Raw genomic sequence first — 17967 nt, forward strand, 5'->3', positions numbered from 1 at the left:
ACACCTGTCCTGCCGGTTGATTGTTGTACACGTGCTTGTTTATGCCGTAGTAACTTTCAGGTCACTCCACAAATAATACTGCCCCGTCTCGTCCAGGATCTGGTGGAACCAGTCATCCCGTTCTTCCTGCTCTACTTGTTTGGTTTCGAATATCGTTCCGAGCCATCCCAGCGACTGTTTCATCTGCTCCGTAGTCGGGGCCTGATCCGCCGCCTCAAGCTCCTCTTGAAGCTGTTGAATCTGTTTATATGGCTCAACGACTCCTTTTTGATATTCCTCCTGATTCCAATTCCGATTAGGTGTAGCTACAGCCGCAGCCATACATTTCGTTACTACCGTTGGTCTCGGTCTGGATACAACAGCCTGATCCAGTAACTCTTTCAGTGCTTTACGATCCTCTTTCTGTCCGTAGGCAAAAGACTTCATACCGAGCTTATCCATTTCTACCAGTCCGCTCAGGACATTTTTGGGTCCAAGTTCAATCGTCAGCGTAACTCCATGCTTCTTGAGATATTGCATCGTCTGTGCCCACTTGACCGGCTGGGACAGCTGCCTTTGGAGAAGTCCCGTAATTCGCCCGGCTTCGGTGTATGGCGTGGCGGTAACATTGGATACGACAGGCCACTTGAATGGATGGAAACGATAATTGGCAAGTTCCACCCCAAGCTGTTCACCAGCCGACTCCATCAAGCGGCTATGGAACGGCGCACTCATCATCAACGGGGTTGTCTGGGCATCCTGGTCCAGCAGGATGGATTCCACTTGTTCAATCGAATCCTGATGACCGGATATGGCATACTGGCTCGAAGCATTGTAACAGGAAATCGCAGACCAAGCCGTATCGGTTGACACTTGCTCGCAGGCTCTGCGGATCATCTCCTCATCGGCGCCATCAATGATGGTCATGGCTCCATCTGCTTCATCTGCGATAAGTTCCGTCAATTCCCCGCGTCGCTTGGTGATCCGCACAGCATCACCAAATGTCATAGCACCGGAGCACGCTAGAGCTGCATACTCACCCAGGCTGTGGCCTGCGCAGAATTGCGGGTTGATCCCGATCTCCTCCATGTAGACACGATAGGCAACCACACTCGCTGTCAACAATGCCGGCTGCATATTGGAAGGTTTGTTCAGATCAAAAAGGCTGCCTTCAAAACTCAATTTGGCCAAATCAAAGCCCAGAATATGGTTGGCTTCTTCATACGTTTGTCTTGCAATCTCGTACTGATCATAGAAGTTTTTCATCATCCCTACATATTGAGAACCTTGCCCTGGAAACAGAAATGCTATTTTTTCCATTGATTAAACACCTCGCCTCTTAGATTGGGTTTACGCGATAACTTCCATGGACACATACGCAGGCTGATCCTGGATCATGCTTAGATCACTCTCAAACAAATAAAAATCTCCGTTCTGCTCAATCTCACGGAATCCGGCAAATTTGTAAGTGATCATCATCGTACGATTGCGATCTGTTGATACAAACTCGGCCTGCAAACGGACATTCGCTTCCTTAGCCATACGCATCACATGATGCAGCAGCAATGTACCTGCTCCTCTGGACATGACGCGGCAGGACACCAACAGCAGTTTCAGTGTCCACACTTCGTCATTTAATTCGAGCAACGCCAGGCCGATTTTGCCATACGTACCGTACTTGTCTTCCAGTCCCGCAATCAGCAGTTTGTGGCGTGGAGAATACCGGAATTGATCGAGTTCCTCGTAAGAGTAGGTATAACCTGTGGCGTTCAGTTGATGTGTTCTGACCGTCAGTTCTTCTGCACGCTGTAGATCCCCTTCCTTCACTTCAGAGATCGTGAAGATCATGCCAAGGGAGGCCAGGAATTCATCCTGAGTACCTTCGAACTCCTCCTCCTTCTCATTGCGGGCAATATCATTCATATACATCTTTCTGCGTAAGGCAGAATCCTCGGTAATGAAACGTGGCTTCATCTCATCCATATCTGTTAATTCAAGATAGGCCATCGCATCGATACAGAGGACGTCGGGGTGAGTGAATAATACTTCCTCACGTTCGAAAGGCTGATCATCGATAAAAGCAATCGTGTCCATTCCGATATTGATGGATTCCACGATGGTTTTCACAGATCGGGATTTGGCATTCCAATTGATTTGTGGATAGATAAAATATTCGCGTAGACCGAATTCTTCCAACTTGGCCATCGCCAGTTCATGATCGTTACGGCTGGCAATCGATTGCAGAATTCCTCGTTCATCCAGAGTACAGATAACTTCCACAATATTTTCTTTCAGCGTGACCTGTTCATCCTCCAGCAAAATTCCGTTCCAAATCGTATGGTCCAAGTCCCAGATTACACATTTTATTTTTTTCATGACAGAACAGCCTCCTCTTGTACGGATTCATAGGTACTCGCAGCATATGAAGCAATAACCATTTCATGCATTTGTGTGGTGCCCTCGATAATCTCATTCACACGAGCATCCCGGTAAAATCGCTCCACCGGATACTCCGCACTACAGCCCTTGGCTCCATGAATCTGTACCGCACGGTGCGCTACCTTATTGACCATATCTGCCGCATAGTATTTCGCCGTCCAGGTTTCCATAATGGAATCCGGGTCCATCACTTCTTTCAGATATCCGGATTGATAACATAAAAGCCGCGCCGCTTTCACATCCACTATGATCTCCGTCAGCATTTTCTGAATTAACTGATTTTCCTGCAAGAGGACTCCGAACTGACGGCGGCTGCCTGCATAACTCAGCGAAGCATCCAGACAGGCTTGTCCCAGTCCAACACAGCCCCAAGCTACGGTATAGCGACCATAATCCAAGCAATGCAAGGCCACCATAGAGACACCTATACCTGAACTCCCCACCATACGATCGGATTCAACGTAAACATGCTCCAGATGCAGTTCCGCCAGCATCGAGCCTTTAACCCCCAACATCCCGTTGATAGGCTGTATCTTCAATCCTGGGTTGTTCCGTTCCACCAGGAACGCGGTTGGTTTATCATTCACCTGGGCAAAGATGAGAAATAGGTCAGCAAGCTGACCCATCGTGATCCACTTTTTCTTCCCGTTCAACACATATCCTTCGCCATTGAATTCGGCTACGCTCTCGATGCTTTTGGCATCACTACCAACTCCGGGTTCGCTCAAACCAAAGGCTCCAATGACTTCACCCGAGGCCAGACGTGGCAACCAATAGGAACGCATCTCTTCAGAACCAAACTTCTGAATGGCTATGGCAACCATACCGTGAACCGTAAGCAGACTTCGTACGGATGAACATCCTCTTCCGATCTCCTCGTTCAGCACCCCAACCGATATCGGATCAAGCCCCATACCTCCATATTCCCGAGGAATCATAGAACCCAGATAACCTGAGGATTTCAGCGAGTCGATCACCTCTGGATGAAGCCGTTCTTCTCTATCGTGCAAGCCTGCGTACGGGACGATATATTGATTGGTAAATGATGCAGCATCCTGCTTGCAATGTAACTGCTGTTCGCTCAATTCCATTTTCAACACGTTAACCTCCTATAATGGGACCGGATGAATGCACATTTTTCACACTGTACTGGGGAGAGAATCGGCGGCTTTTAGGAACTGACCGTCTTGCTCTCAATAAGCTCAACGATGGCATTAATGGACTTGAAGTTCTGCAAATCCAGATCTTTATTGTCGACACGAATGGAGAATTCCTTCTCCAGAAACATAACCAGCTGCATCGCAAACAACGAATTCACAAAACCAAGGGCAAAGATGTCCTCGTCGTCCTGAAGCTCATGCTTTTTGAAAAAACGACCCAAAAACTTGCGAACTCTACCTTTAACTTCTTCCATGTGTATAACTCCCTTTCCCTCATTAAAATGGTTTTGAATACGCAATAAAGCTTGTTTATGCCATGAATTATTCATGTCGTTGATTAGTAACTATAGAAACCTTCCCCTGATTTTCTTCCGGTCTGTCCGGCGTGCACCATCTTTCTCAGTAAAGGACAACAACGGAATTTTGGGTCCTGGTAGCTCTCATACAGCACATCAAGAGAATCCACAACGGTATCCAAGCCAATTAAATCCGCAGTCTCCAAAGGTCCCATCGTATGGCCGTAACATTTAACAAAAATATCATCCACCTCACGTGCTGTAGCCACCTGATCCTGAAGAACAAAAGCAGCTTCATTCATAAACAGATGGGAAATGCGGTTTGAGACAAATCCGGGATAGTCGTTAACCAGAATCGTCTCTTTACCGATCGATGACAATAGTTCAGTTACTTCTTCAATGGTACGTTCCGAGGTATGCATCCCCTTAATCACTTCAACGGCTGATTTCAAGGGAACCGGATTCATAAAATGGGTACCAATGACCCGATCAGGCCGTTTGGTTAATGCCGCAATTTTGGTAATCGAGATACATGAAGTGTTCACCAGAAATATGCATGCCTCATGACAGATCGAATCGATCCGGCCGTACACTTCCTTTTTGATGTCCCACTGTTCATTCACATTTTCAACGATGATATCCGCTTCACGAAGCATCTCCAGTTCTGTCGTCATATGGATGCGCTCCATAATAATCTCCGGGTCTTCCAGTCCCTCTACTTTCTTGAATAACTTTAGCATTCGGATATTGTTATAGATCTCTTCTCCGGCGATCTCCAGCACTTCATCCTTGATGTCCACCAAGACAACTTCATGACCTGTCTGTGCAAAACTTTGGGCTACACCGCGGCCCATCACCCCTGCTCCAATTACCCCGATCTTCTTCATCGTCCCTGTTCCTCCTGTTTGTGGGGGAGAAGCCGTGCTCTCCCTGATCAGAAATTAAAATCAAGATCTTCTGCGGCTGAATCGTAAGAAACCAGCATATGCTTGCTGCTTTCCAGTTCAATCTCACCAAGCTTCTGTTCCGGATGAAGCAATAACTGTTGCAGCAGCGCTACATAATCGTGAAGCATCTTCTCCGCCGTTTCCCGTTTGAAGAGCTTGGTCCGATACTCCAGATTAAATCGCAGCTTGTCATGTTTCTCGATGATTTCGAGATACACGTCATAACGGCTTTCCGCAGCTCCAAACTCATACGGAGTTGTGGTGAATTTGCCGACTGTAACGTCCACTGTACCTACATTCTGAAGTGCAAACATCGCATCAAATAAAGGATTGCGGTGTCTGTCTCTGTTCAGGTTAAGCTTCCGCACCAGATCCTCGAACTGAAACTGTTGATTCTCGTAAGATTTCAAGGCAGCTTCCCTAACTTCAGCCAGCAGTTCCAGGAATGTTTTCCCGGATTTTGGTTTGGTACGAATCGTGATGATGTTAATAAACACACCAACAACATCCTCCAGATCGGCGTGAGATCTGCCCGCAATGGGAGAGCCTACAACGATATCATCCTGATCTGCATATTTAGAAAGCAACACGTTGTACGCTGCAAGCAGCAACATAAACAAGGTTGTTCCTGTCTTGGCAGCCATGCGATCCAGATCCATAGTCAATGTTTCATTGCCGATAAATACAACCTGATCTCCTTCGAATTCATTAGCCAAAGGACGAGGATAATCGGTAGGCAATTTGAGCTGCGGGATAGAATCCTCATACAGATTCAGCCAATACTCTTCCTGTTTGAGCAGAGCACCGGAAGAGAGCAAGGCATTATGCCACACCGCATAATCTTTGTACTGGATGGTGAGTGGTTTCAGCTCACGCCCTTCATACAGATCTATGATCTCCTGCATAATGATGTCCATCGACATGCCATCCGTAATAATGTGGTGCATGTCAAAAAATACGGCGTGTACACGATCATCAAGCTTAACCACCTCAAAGCGGAACAAAGGCGCCTGATCCAGCTCAAAAGGTTTCACGAAACCAAGGAGCTTCTCGGTGAGTTGTTCCCGAGTGGACTCCGAGTAACCGACGTTGAAGTCGACCTGGTCCCACACCTTCTGATATGGAATTCCGTCCAGAAATTCAAAGGAAGTCCGGAAAGATTCATGACGTTGAATCAGCTTGCGAATGATCTGTTCAAATGCCCCGTGCTCAAAATCTCCCTCCATGATGGAGGCTCTTGGGATGTTTGCATTGGTATTTTGACCCTCAAGCCGGTCCAGAACTACGAATCTCTTCTGCGCAGAAGAAACCGGGTAATACGGTTGGGGCTCCACACGAGTCAGCACAGGCAGTGCTCCCTCGGAATCTCCGCTGATGGAGACACCATAAGACTCTTCCAGATAAGCAGCCGATTCCGCAATGGTTGGATACATCAGGATCTCTGCTGTATTCACCAGGATCGACAACTCTTTGGTGAGACCATTGGCGATCTTGAGACCCAAGATGGAGTCTCCACCCAGCTCATAGAAATCATCATAAATACTGAGTTCATTGACCCCAAGTGACTTACTCCATAATCGACCTAAGGCGCTCTCAATGATGGAATAATCTTCGTCTGTCCTGCCCAACAACTTCATGTCGCCCGATTCTTCCTGTGCACGACTGGCATTCCCCTTGCGTCCGGTTTCAATAGCTTCGCTAATGTCAGAAGAGAACAGCATGAGCGGCATGTCATCAGAGACATGCTGATAGATTCCCTCCCGGTTAAGTTCCCCGATCAGAACCTGGGTTACATCCTTGCCCATGGCTTCTTGCAGTCCCTGTATACCTCTGGCCGTCGTAATCGCCTTGAATCCCCCATCTGAATTGGCATGAAAATCCCGGGCCATGCCGGTTTCTTTCCACGCGGTCCAGTTCACGGCAAGGGTGGACAGACCTGCCTGCCTGCGATGTGCCGCAAACGAATCCATATAGGCATTGGCAGCAGTATAGTCTCCTTGTCCAGGTTCACTAAAGAACGTTGTAGCCGTTGAGAACATGACAAAGAAGTCCGGATGGTCCGCACGTGTCAGTTGATCCAAACTCCATGTCCCCAGCACTTTAGGCCGCATGACACGTTCAAAGGCTTCACGTTCTTTGTTCATCAGGAAACCTTCTCCAGCCACACCAGCACCGTGAATGATACCAGACACGGGTCCGTGCTGCTGTCTGATCTTGCTTAGCACCGATGCGAGCTGAAGAGGATCAGCAATATCTACGCTGTATAGATGTACTTCTGCGCCCCGAGCTTCCATCTCTTTGATCCGCCCAATCTGAGCAGTTAACTTGGTTTCCTCACCTGAGGACAGCACATCTTCCCATGTTGCCCGTTCTGGAAACGGTGAACGATTCATCAACACAAGTTTGATTTTCTCCGGCGCCAAAGACAATGCACTCGCCGTCTCCAGTCCAATCCCGCCTGTCCCTCCAGTGATGAGGTACACGCCACCTTCACGCATGTGTATCGGTTGGTCGGGCAGCAAGGAAATTGGGATTTCACCCAGCTCCTGGACATATCGACGCCCCTTACGATAAGCGGCAAGATATAACGTGTCAGGATCACGAATTTCCTGCAACCATTGATCTAGTGGTGTCTCGTCATCGATATCAATGCTTCGACAGCGGAATTGATTCATCTCATGGCAGATAGTCTTGCCAAGCCCAACCATGGGTGCATGCTCTGGACGAATGTACGGCTCACTGCCTGTAACGCTTTGTGTACAAGATGTCACCAGTACCAGATCGACTGGTCGTTTGAAATGAATCTTGGACATCGCTTTGGACAGATAAAACAGACTATACACGCCGCGATCAAGCGACTCCTCCAATTCGCCCACAGTACCTTCATCCGCATGCTGATCCAGTGCAAAGAAATGAAGGAGCTGCGAGATTTTATAAGGCTCTACCGCTCGAATGAACCGTTCATAATCTTCTTCACATGATCGAATGGTAAATTCGGCGTTGGCTTGATTGGTATAGGACTCTCCGCGGTAAACCTTGATCACGAGCCGCCCTTCCGCTTCCAGTTTCCCGGCTACGGATGAGGCAATACCACTTCTATCCATCAATATCACAACTGGCTCTGTATTGCCTCCATGCTGATCCATTGATATTCGATTCATTTCTTTCCACATAGCCGCATAATGCAGTGGAGCCGCGGCCTCTTCTATAGAGACCTCACGCAGCTGTGGACGTTCGGGAATATGGATCCAGCAGCGCTTCCGTTCCAGCGGATACGCGGGCAAGCTGACTTTGCGAGCATGTTCACCTGCGTACAGTTCTTCCCAGTCCGCATCTGCTCCCTGTACATACAGATGGGCAATCTGCTTTAACAAATACTCCGACTCGCGTCCATCCTGTACAAAGCTCTGAATGGCCGAACGCATTAATTGGCTCAGACCCAATTTTTCCGATTCGGTCATTTCACCAGCTGCCCTATCCTTCTTACTCTTGGGAACAGTACGATGTTCACCGAACTCAACTCCCGGCAGTGCAATGGATTGGAATGATCTGTTCTCCAGCTGTCTCAGCGTATTCAGCAAACCTTCCGTATCCCGTACCATAAGTGATAACCGGAACGGGTAATGCCCCCGTCCTGTGCTTGCTGTACTGCACATATCTACGAGTTCATATCGCTCGTTTCGGTCCAGCAGACGAACATATTCAGCAACCAGCCGCTGAAGTGCCTCTTCGGATCGAGCAGACAATACCAGCAAATGAGGACGTGCTGGTGCAGATACAGGTTTAATCACTGGTGGTTCTTCCAGGATGACATGACAATTCGTTCCACTGATGCCAAATGCGCTGACACCGCAGCGACGAGGTCCGTCCTTCACCTTCCACGGTCGTAATCGTGTATTCACATATACAGGCGAAGCATGAAAATCAATATTTCGGTTTGGACGGTTAAAATGAAGATTCGGCGGAATCACACCATGCCTGACAGCAAGTGCCGCCTTGATCAGGCTGATCATACCTGCTGCCTCAGAGGTATGACCCAGATTGGTTTTAATAGAACCGACCGCACAGAATTGACGTCGATCCGTGAATTGTCGGAACGCATTTTGGATGCCTTTAATTTCAATTGGGTCACCCAGTGCGGTTCCTGTGCCATGCGTTTCCATGTACGTGATCGTTTCAGGATGAATACCTGCCTGTTTCCAGGCCTTCGTAATGACTTCCTGTTGAGCCGCTGGATTGGGAGCCGTAATGCCGGCTGAACTGCCATCCTGATTCATGGCAGTGCCTTTGAGAACAGCGTATACCTGATCCCCATCCCTAAGCGCATCCTCCAGTCTTTTTAGCATGACTACTCCGATGCCTTCACCAAGCCCGGCACCATCAGAGTCATCATCAAATGCTCTGGTCTTTCCGTCACCAGACTCCAGACCCTGGAGCATGTTTTCGTTCTTTTTGGTGATCGGCATGGTTGAGATTTTGATTCCACCCACTGCGGCCATGCTGCACTCTCCGCTTAACAGGGCACGCGAAGCAATATGCACCGCTGTAAGGGATGAAGAACAGGCCGTATCCACCAACATGCTTGGCCCTTTCAAGTTCAGTAAATACGATATGCGAGCAGGAATGATGGATGGTGTGTTACCCACCACGGCATCCGGCAGAGCGCCCAAATCCGTCTCATATATAAATCGTGAATACATATCAACCGTGTTTGTTGAATAACCCAAATAGACCCCGGTATCCGAACCGGCCAGTTTCCCGCCGCCGTAACCCGCGTCCTCAATGGCCCTCCACACGGTCTCCAGGAAGAGACGCTGATTGGGATCTGTCAGACTCGCTTCTTTCGGTGATAATTTAAAGAATGAATAATCGAATAAGTCAATGTCTTCTATAAAAGCTCCCGCTTTGGAATCCAGTTCCGGGAGGTCCAGCCTTGTATTTTGCAAATACCAGTCCAGATCTTGTTGTCGTCGTTCCGGGAGAGGACGGATATGATCCACCTTGCCTTGAATATGCTCCCAGAATTCGAATACATCGGTTGTGGAAGCCACATTCAGAGCCATCCCTACAATGGCTAAATCCCCGGACAATGGCCCAGAAGCCGTCTGCCCTGTATGCTGCTGATCTTGAGGACACGTCTCTGCTTGCTTCGCATTTTCCGGTGATGTCTGTTCTTCACTGGTTGCAGAAGCATCCATGTCGCCCAGTACAGTAACCGTATCTTCTTCCGATTCACCATGTTCCTTGAATATATATTCAGCCAGCTTGTGAATCGTCGAAAATTCAAACAAGTCCGTTACGGCAAGAACGCCAGGGTATCTTTTGGAAAGTCCCGCGTGAATTTTCAACAGCAGAATGGAATCAGCACCAAGCTCGAAAAAGTTCTCATAGATATCTATCTCGTCAAATCCCAGAACTTCTTTGCATACGCTGGCAACATGCCGTTCAGTAGCCGTATATCCTCCCTCGATCTTGCCTGATAATTTCACTTCACCGCTTGAAGTACTTCCAGCCTTCTTGGTCGACCTCGTTTTGGAAGCAGCACTTTGCAGATATTCAGCCACTTTGCCACTGAGTTCTGTGGACAATCGAACCTGCATTTTATCCAGCAAACGAACGCCGCCGCCACTGAAGTTCAGTTGCCCGATCAGCACCCTGCGAATGGAGGAGTTCATGGCTTGTTCCAAACCTCTTATCGCCTGTGCTGTAAGGACTGTTTTGAAGATGGTATCTGCGGTGAAACCAGCATCCACCGACATGCCAGTCTCTTTCCATGTTGTCCAGTTCACGGTGAGTGTTCGTTTTCCTCTCAAGGAACGTTCATCGGCGAAGGCATCCAGGTAGGCATTAGCCGCCACGTAGTCTGCTTGCGTTACGCCACTGAACATCGTCGCTACAGAAGAATACATCACAAAGAAATCCAGATCGTCACTGTGAGTCAGTTCGTCCAGATTCCAGGTACCATATATTTTGGATGCCAGCACTTCGCTGAATCGTTCTTCACTTCGATCTACCAGAAGTTGATCTCCACCAACACCCGCACCATGAATGATTCCATGAATAGCACCATAACGTGTACGCATATCCCGAATTACCCGATCCATCGCTTCCCGGTCAGCCACATCCGCACTGTACCAGGAGACTTCCGAACCTGCGGCCTCCAGCTCCGTAACAGCTGTAATGAAACGGCAAAGCTTGGCTTGACCGGGCTGATTCATCAGGTTATCCCAATGTACACGCTCCGGTATCGGGGTGCGATTGATCAGAGCCAGACGCACGGGAGCTTTGGAAGCCAGGAAACGCGCTGTTTCCAGACCAATACCACCGCCACCACCTGTAATCAGGTACACGCCCTGAGGGCGTACAGATATTGGGGTATCCCCTGCAACCTGCACACGCGTAAATTCTTCAACGTAACGTTGTCCACCACGATACGCGATCAGATAGTCCCCCTGATCTTCTGTCCCCAGTGCTTCCTCGATCCAGACATCTGCAGGGGTATCAGCATCTATGTCAAAGGAGCGGAAAGAAATGGACGGATGCTCACGGTTCAACACCTTGCTTAAGCTCAGGAATGGCGCATGTTCTGGCCGCTGAGCGTATTCATCTCCCGTAATATGGTGAGCATTCATTGCAATCAGTGTCATACCAGCAATCTCGGCAAAGTCACTTCTCATCAGAGCACGTACCAAATAATACACACTGTACACACCTCGGCGCTGACTGTTCTGCAATTCATTCAGACTTTGAATACCCGACTGCCCGGTATCCAGAGAACAGCCAACATGAATGATGTGATCCACCGACTTGCCCCGAAGGCTTGCAAAGAGAAGGTCATAATCTGACTCCTGATCACCAAGTGTATATCGATTATCACTCAAGTCTGCATAAACAGAGCCCAGGGCTGCCCGGATCACCTTCACTCCAGTACGTGCAAGCACATGGGCTACAGAATCAGCTGCACCGGACCTGCCTTCCATCAACAATACCGTTCCCGGTAAAACGGAGATCCCGCTACCTGTACGTTTCCACTCAGCAGTTCTCCATTGCATCGTATAATGAAATTCTTCTGTGTCTTGTTCAGACACTGCCGCGCCTCTGTCGATACGTCTGGATACCAATTCGTCAGGGAGATCAATCCAGCAGCGATGAGATTCGAAAGGGTACACAGGTAGACTGACCCTACGCACCTCCGTACCTTTGTACAGTTCCACCCAATCCACATCGGCCCCTTGGACGTATAACGAACCAAGTTCGGATACGCCTGCCTCATCATTCCACTCGGAAAGGTTAATGCCTTGTGTAATCTCCTGTACCCGTCGATCGAGCTTCTTCCGTGACGCTGCTGTCATGTCACCAGGTTCCAGCTGTGATTTGCTGGCAGGTACAATCTTGTGCTCCCCATAACTGAACCATGACTCAGGTTCATTCCACGTTTCCGCCAAGGATAGCACTTGCAGCTTCAGTCCAAGATCCGCAAGATTCGCTGCCACTATAGCCAATCTGAAGTTATAGTGTCCTCTGCCAACACTCGCGGTATAACACAGATCCTGCAGATGGCATGCGGGCGGTTTTTCCTGTATTAAACGGCTATATGTTGTGACAAGGTCCCGCAGAGCTGGCTCAGACTTGGCGGACAACACGACCAGACCTATTTTCGCATAAGAAGCGTCAGCAACCGTGGCAACCGGTGCTTCTTCCAGCACCAGATGGCAGTTCGTTCCGCTAAAACCAAAACTACTGACCGCACAGCGCATCGGAGACTCTTTTCCTTCCCATTTGCGGAGCCTGGTGTTGACATACACGGGCGATGTCTTGAAATCGATCTGTCCATTGGGCCTGTCAAAATGAAGTGACGGCGGGATTTCACGGTTTTTGATAACCAGTGCCGCCTTGATCAGACTGACCAGACCTGCCGCTTCATAGGGATGACCCATATTCGATTTCACAGTACCAATCGGACAAAACTGCTTCTTATCCGTGTACTTCTGAAAAGCAAGCTCCAAGCCTTCAAGTTCCAGCGGATCTCCCAGTTTAGTACCCGTTCCATGGGTCTCAATGTAGGACAAGGTCTCGGGGTGAATTCCCGCCTGATCCCATGCTCTAGATATCACATCAGCCTGGGCCTCCGGATTGGGAGCAGTGATTCCAATGGAAGCTCCGTCCTGATTAATGGCGCTGCCTTTGATGACTGCATAGATCTGGTCCTTGTCCTTGAGCGCTTTACTCAACGGTTTCAGTAATACGGTAGCAACCCCTTCACTGATTCCAGCCCCATCCGATGAATGATCAAAGGCTCTGGTCCGTCCATCCGATGCTTCAAGTCCCCCGCGGTAATATTCCGTATCCAGAGGCATCAGGTTCACACGCAATCCACCAGCAAGTGCCATATCACAGTCACCATTCCGAATGGACTGGCAGGCAAGATGCACGGCCACCAATGAGGATGAACAGGCGGTGTCCACCACCATCGAAGGGCCTTTCAGATCCAGAAGATACGAGATTCGTGCAGGCATCATGGCAGAAATATTGCCCACGGCCGCATCCGAAGTTAACTGGATATCAATATCCTGGATCATTCGCAAGTAGCTGTCCTTAATATTGCTGGCAAATCCCAGGTACACACCTGTCCGGCTGCCAGCCAGGCTTTTCCCACCATATCCCGCATCCTCAAGAGCACTCCAGGCCGTTCGCAGGAACAGCCTCTGAAAAGGATCCATTAGTGCCGCGTCCCGTGGGGGTATCCGAAATAATTTGTAATCAAATTGATCGATGTCTTTCAGATAGGAACCATCACTATATTTGATGTCCTCTCCATAGCCCGCATATCGGAGGTACGCATCAATATTTTGACGACGAGAGTCTGGAAAATTGGCAATGGAATCACAGCGATCACGGATGTTGTCCCAAAACTCGCCGATATTATCCGCAGACGGAAGCATGGCCGATATGCCAACAATGGCGATTCCCTCAGAGTCGCTTCGCTTCCCCTCCGATTTCAATCCTTTGAGCAGTTGGGCGGCAACTTGCTTATCAATCTTGCCCGCAGCTGCATTCTCAATAATGATTCTCAGCATCTGGCTTGTTTGGTTCATCGGGTTCTCCTTCCTCAACGATCCTCGAAGCTCTTGACTGCATCGTCAATGCTCAGGTTACCAGCTTCAATATCCTTAAACAGTTGTTCAAAATCATCCACCGGTGGGGCTGGCTCAGCAGCCGGTTTTATATCCAGCTTGGTCATGACAAATTGGGATAGTGCATGTACACTGGTGTACGAAAACAGATGGATTAGTTTCATTTTGCCTGGATAGACTTCTTCGAGCAGAGAGAATAACCGATTTAACAGAATAGAATCTCCGCCCAGATCAAAAAAGCTATCGTGGATATCCAGCTCTTCAAAACCAAGCACTTCGTTATACATGCCTGCAATCTGCCTTTCGATGCTGTTGTAATCCTCGCCGTCTTTTCCTTTGAGTTCAACATGTGCATTCGCCGATTTGTTTCGTTTAGCTGCAGCAGGAGCCACCTGACGCGACTCTTCCAACTTCTCGGCTTCTTTCAGTCTGTTCGTCATCTCTTCGGAGAATCGGAATGGAAATTTGGTCAACAGTGCTTTGGCAAACCGTGGGTGGTATGTAAATTCCCCGATCAACACACGCGGCACCTCTTTGTTCAATGCTGCAAAAAATCCGGCCGTTGCCTGTTCGGTCGGAAGGGCTTTTGTAATGGCGTCCACATTAAAACCATAATCCACAGACATGCCCGCTTCTTTCCACGAAGACCAGTTAATAGACAAGGTCTTCAGGCCGCTTTTGCTGCGCGAGTAAGACAAAGCATCCAGATATGCATTGGCCGCTGAATAATCTCCTTGTCCAACCTCACTTGACAGCGACAGACCGGAAGAGAAAAAGACCAGGAAATCAAGCTCATCCTGACGGGTCAGTTGGTCCAGTATCCAGGCTCCCTGCACTTTTGGATGAAGGACTTCGTCAAACGTTTCCTGCGTTTTGCGGATCAAATATCCAACCGCCGGTACACCTGCACCGTGGATCACTCCTGTGATGGACCCATGCTTTTCCCTGACATCGGCCAGTACATCCTGCATCGCTTCATAATCCGATACATCCGCTGCATAACAGGATACTTCTGAACCCTGTTGTTCAATCTCCAGGAAATTGCGGAGACGAGCAGCCGTCTTGGATTCAAGCTCAGGGTCATTAAGCAGTGTCTCCCATTCCGATCTTGCAGGCACTGGGGTACGCCCAATTAACACAAGTTTGACCTCTGCTTGGGAAGCGAAAAATTTTGCCATTTCCTGACCAATCCCGCCTGTACCTCCAGTAATGACATACACACCACCCTGTTGAATATGGACAGGAGAATCTGTCAGCTCATCGGCTTGAACCTCACCCAATTCCTCGATATAACGGACCCCACTACGATAGGCAGAGGTATAACTCTGATCTTGGGAACCCATTTCCTGAAGCAGTTCATCTGCCCCTGCGCTTTCGTCCAGATCAATGCTTCGACAGGTAATATGCGGATATTCCAAGGCGAGCACTTTACCCAAACCGTATAACGAGGCCGCTTCAGGAGAAAGTCGACTCTCATCCGTTGTAACTTCGTAGACCTGTTCGGAGACCAGCATCATATTCAGTGCGTTGTCACTTCCGTGTTCAATGAGTGCACGAATCAGATAAAACAGGCTATATACGCCCTTTTGCTGACTATGTTCCAAGTCCTGAAGTGTATGAATTTCTGCAGAACTCAGCACCGCAAAGAGATGTACAATGTCACTTATGGATGTATTCCCCAGCGCTGCAAATAGCTCAGCAAAGTTGCTTTCCGAACCATTCACCGTGAACGAACCGTCAGGTTCATGCTTGAAAGATTCTCCGTAACGCACCTCAATTACTTGGCGCCCTGACTGCTTAAGGCGTTCAATCAATGCGCTTCCCCGTTTACCCTCATCCTTCAAAATCAGAACTGCACCTGTTCCCTGAATCGGTTCTGGCTCTGTTAGATCAGCTTTCCTCCAGTTCATCCGATAGAATCGGGCTGGCGTCGGTTCTTCCGAGACCGCACTGCTGCAATTTGCGGTAGCGGCAGTACGAGCGCCCTCGGGAACTTCAAACCAGCAGCGAGTCCGGGTAAATGGATAGGTTGGCAGACTTGTTTTGCGCAGTCCGTCTCCTGTGTATAGAAGCTCCCAGTTCAGTTCTGCACCTTGTACATAATGCAGTCCAATCTGGTCCAGTATGTCCTGTACAGCCTGCTGACCCTTACCCATCTTCGCCAGTTCCGGATTCAGACTCATAGTCCGATGGCCCTTGTGGCCATCTTCGCCACCTGTGGCTGGTGAATCTGTACGATTTTGATCGTTGCTAACCTTGTGATAACCGTAATATATCCCTGGACTTCGATGTCCACTGGGTCCACTACTTTTGCTTAAATTCTCATCGGCTCCGATCATTCGTCCAGCTTCATTTAATCGAAGCAAGAGCTCTTCCGCATCCTGCCCGGTGACCAGTAAACGGTAGGCGTAGTGCCCCCTCCCTGTGTTGGCGGTATAACACAGAGAAGGTACATTCTGAGTTTCAACTTGAGAGAGAACGTAAGTATATTCCGTAATCAGCGTCTGGAGCGCTGCCTGCGTTTTGGCCGATACGGTTAGAAGATGTTCTCCGCGTATTTCCAGCTCTTTCACCGTAGTGGTCGGCGCTTCTTCCAGCACAATGTGACAATTGGTCCCACTGATGCCAAATGCACTAACACCGCTACGTCGTGGCGTGGCCGCGTTATCCCACTCCCGCAACCGGGCATTCACATAGACCGGGGATGCCGCAAAATCGATGGCCCGATTCGGTCTGTGAAAATGTTTGGAGGCAGGAATCTGTTTATGTTTCAGTGACAAGGCCGATTTGATCAAACCCACGACACCAGCCGCCTCTGACAGGTGACCGATATTCGTTTTGACCGAGCCGATTCCGCAAAATTGACTTTTACCCGTGTGACGCCGGAATGCCTGCTCAATCCCTTGTACCTCAAGCGGATCGCCCAGCATGGTGCCACTGCCATGAGTCTCAATATAAGAGACCGTCTCGGGATCGATACCCGCATCCGCCCAGGCTTGAAGAATCGCTTCCGTCTGTGCCTCCGGGTTCGGGGCAGCGATACTGATGGATTTACCGTCCTGGTTTACGCCATACCCTTTGATAACAGCGTAGATCTGATCCCGGTCTTCCAACGCTTTATCCAATGGTTTGAGCATCACCACCCCTGCGCCTTCACCAATACCCGATCCGTCCGAATCGTCATCAAACGCTTTGGTTCTCCAATCGGTGGACTCAATCCCAATTTTGATATGATCACTCTTTAGCGGAACCAGATTAATCTTGATTCCCCCAACGAGCGCCTGATCGCATTGCCCTTCCTTGATCGCCTGACACGCCAGTGTAATGGCCACCAGAGAGGATGAACAAGACGTATCCACTACCAAGCTCGGCCCTTTTAAATCCAGTAAGAAGGATAACCGACCAGCCGCTACAGAAGCCAGATTACCCACAAGCGAGTACGCAAAGGATTCCGGTTCCGCATCGTAGATAAAACGTGAGTAAAGATCCCGAATATTGTTGGAAAGGCCTAGGTATACCCCCGTGCGGCTGCCAACCAGTTTCCCTCCCCCATACCCTGCGTCCTCGATCGCTTTCCATGCCGTTTCCAGAAACAGCCTGTGATTGGGGTCCGTCAGACTGGCTTCTTTGGGTGACATTTTAAAATAGGCATAATCAAATTTATCAATCTCATCCAGATAGGCATTTTCGTTGAATTGAATCTCGTCTGGCGACATACCTAGATATTGCAGATACGAATGAATGTCCGGCACTCTGGATGCCGGAAAGGAACGAATGCTGTCCGTACCACTGACGATATTGTCCCAGAATTCTTCGGGAGAATCAGCTTGCGGCAATTTCAAAGCCATGCCCACAATGGCAATATCTTTGGCAGTATTGGTTGACCCGGACGCAGTATAGGCGTCCTCCTCCGATTTGAGTTTTTTGAGCAGCTGCACGGCCACTGTTTTGTCCAAGCTTCCGTCTTGCAGATGTTCCATGACAAACTTGTATACACTCTCCACCACAGTTC

At 49.1% G+C, this 17967-nt stretch carries 7 protein-coding genes; all 7 read right to left on the reverse strand.

The window, feature by feature from the left end; all coding sequences use genetic code 11:
- Positions 1 to 39: 39 nt before the first annotated feature.
- The 7 genes from fabD to MKZ13_RS26975 all read right to left on the reverse strand — a co-directional run bounded on the left by fabD (position 40) and on the right by MKZ13_RS26975 (position 17959).
- Entirely contained in the window at positions 40 to 1299 is a 1260-nt protein-coding gene (gene fabD / locus MKZ13_RS26945) for an ACP S-malonyltransferase (RefSeq protein ID WP_339179587.1), read from the reverse strand.
- A gap of 30 nt (positions 1300 to 1329) precedes the next feature.
- On the reverse strand, positions 1330 to 2355 hold the full coding sequence (locus MKZ13_RS26950; RefSeq protein ID WP_076212928.1) for an HAD-IIIC family phosphatase: 1026 nt from the start codon (positions 2353 to 2355) through the stop codon (positions 1330 to 1332).
- On the reverse strand, positions 2352 to 3509 hold the full coding sequence (locus MKZ13_RS26955) for an acyl-CoA dehydrogenase family protein (RefSeq protein WP_339185458.1): 1158 nt from the start codon (positions 3507 to 3509) through the stop codon (positions 2352 to 2354). Before MKZ13_RS26955 ends, MKZ13_RS26950 begins: the two co-directional genes overlap by 4 nt.
- Before the next feature lie 80 nt (positions 3510 to 3589).
- On the reverse strand, positions 3590 to 3832 hold the full coding sequence (locus MKZ13_RS26960; protein WP_076212934.1) for an acyl carrier protein: 243 nt from the start codon (positions 3830 to 3832) through the stop codon (positions 3590 to 3592).
- Positions 3833 to 3915: 83 nt separating this feature from the next.
- Positions 3916 to 4761: a 3-hydroxyacyl-CoA dehydrogenase NAD-binding domain-containing protein gene (locus tag MKZ13_RS26965; protein ID WP_221820648.1), complete on the reverse strand. Its 846-nt coding sequence runs from the start codon at positions 4759 to 4761 to the stop codon at positions 3916 to 3918.
- Positions 4762 to 4808: 47 nt separating this feature from the next.
- Positions 4809 to 13916 carry an SDR family NAD(P)-dependent oxidoreductase gene (locus MKZ13_RS26970; protein ID WP_339179592.1) on the reverse strand — a complete coding sequence of 3036 codons (9108 nt, stop codon included), beginning with the start codon at positions 13914 to 13916 and terminating at the stop codon, positions 4809 to 4811.
- Positions 13917 to 13930: 14 nt separating this feature from the next.
- Positions 13931 to 17959, reverse strand: a complete 4029-nt coding sequence (locus MKZ13_RS26975; protein WP_339179595.1) for an SDR family NAD(P)-dependent oxidoreductase — start codon at positions 17957 to 17959, stop codon at positions 13931 to 13933.
- Positions 17960 to 17967: the final 8 nt, after the last annotated feature.

This window comes from Paenibacillus sp. FSL R5-0701, assembly GCF_037973995.1.
Lineage (GTDB): Bacteria > Bacillota > Bacilli > Paenibacillales > Paenibacillaceae > Paenibacillus.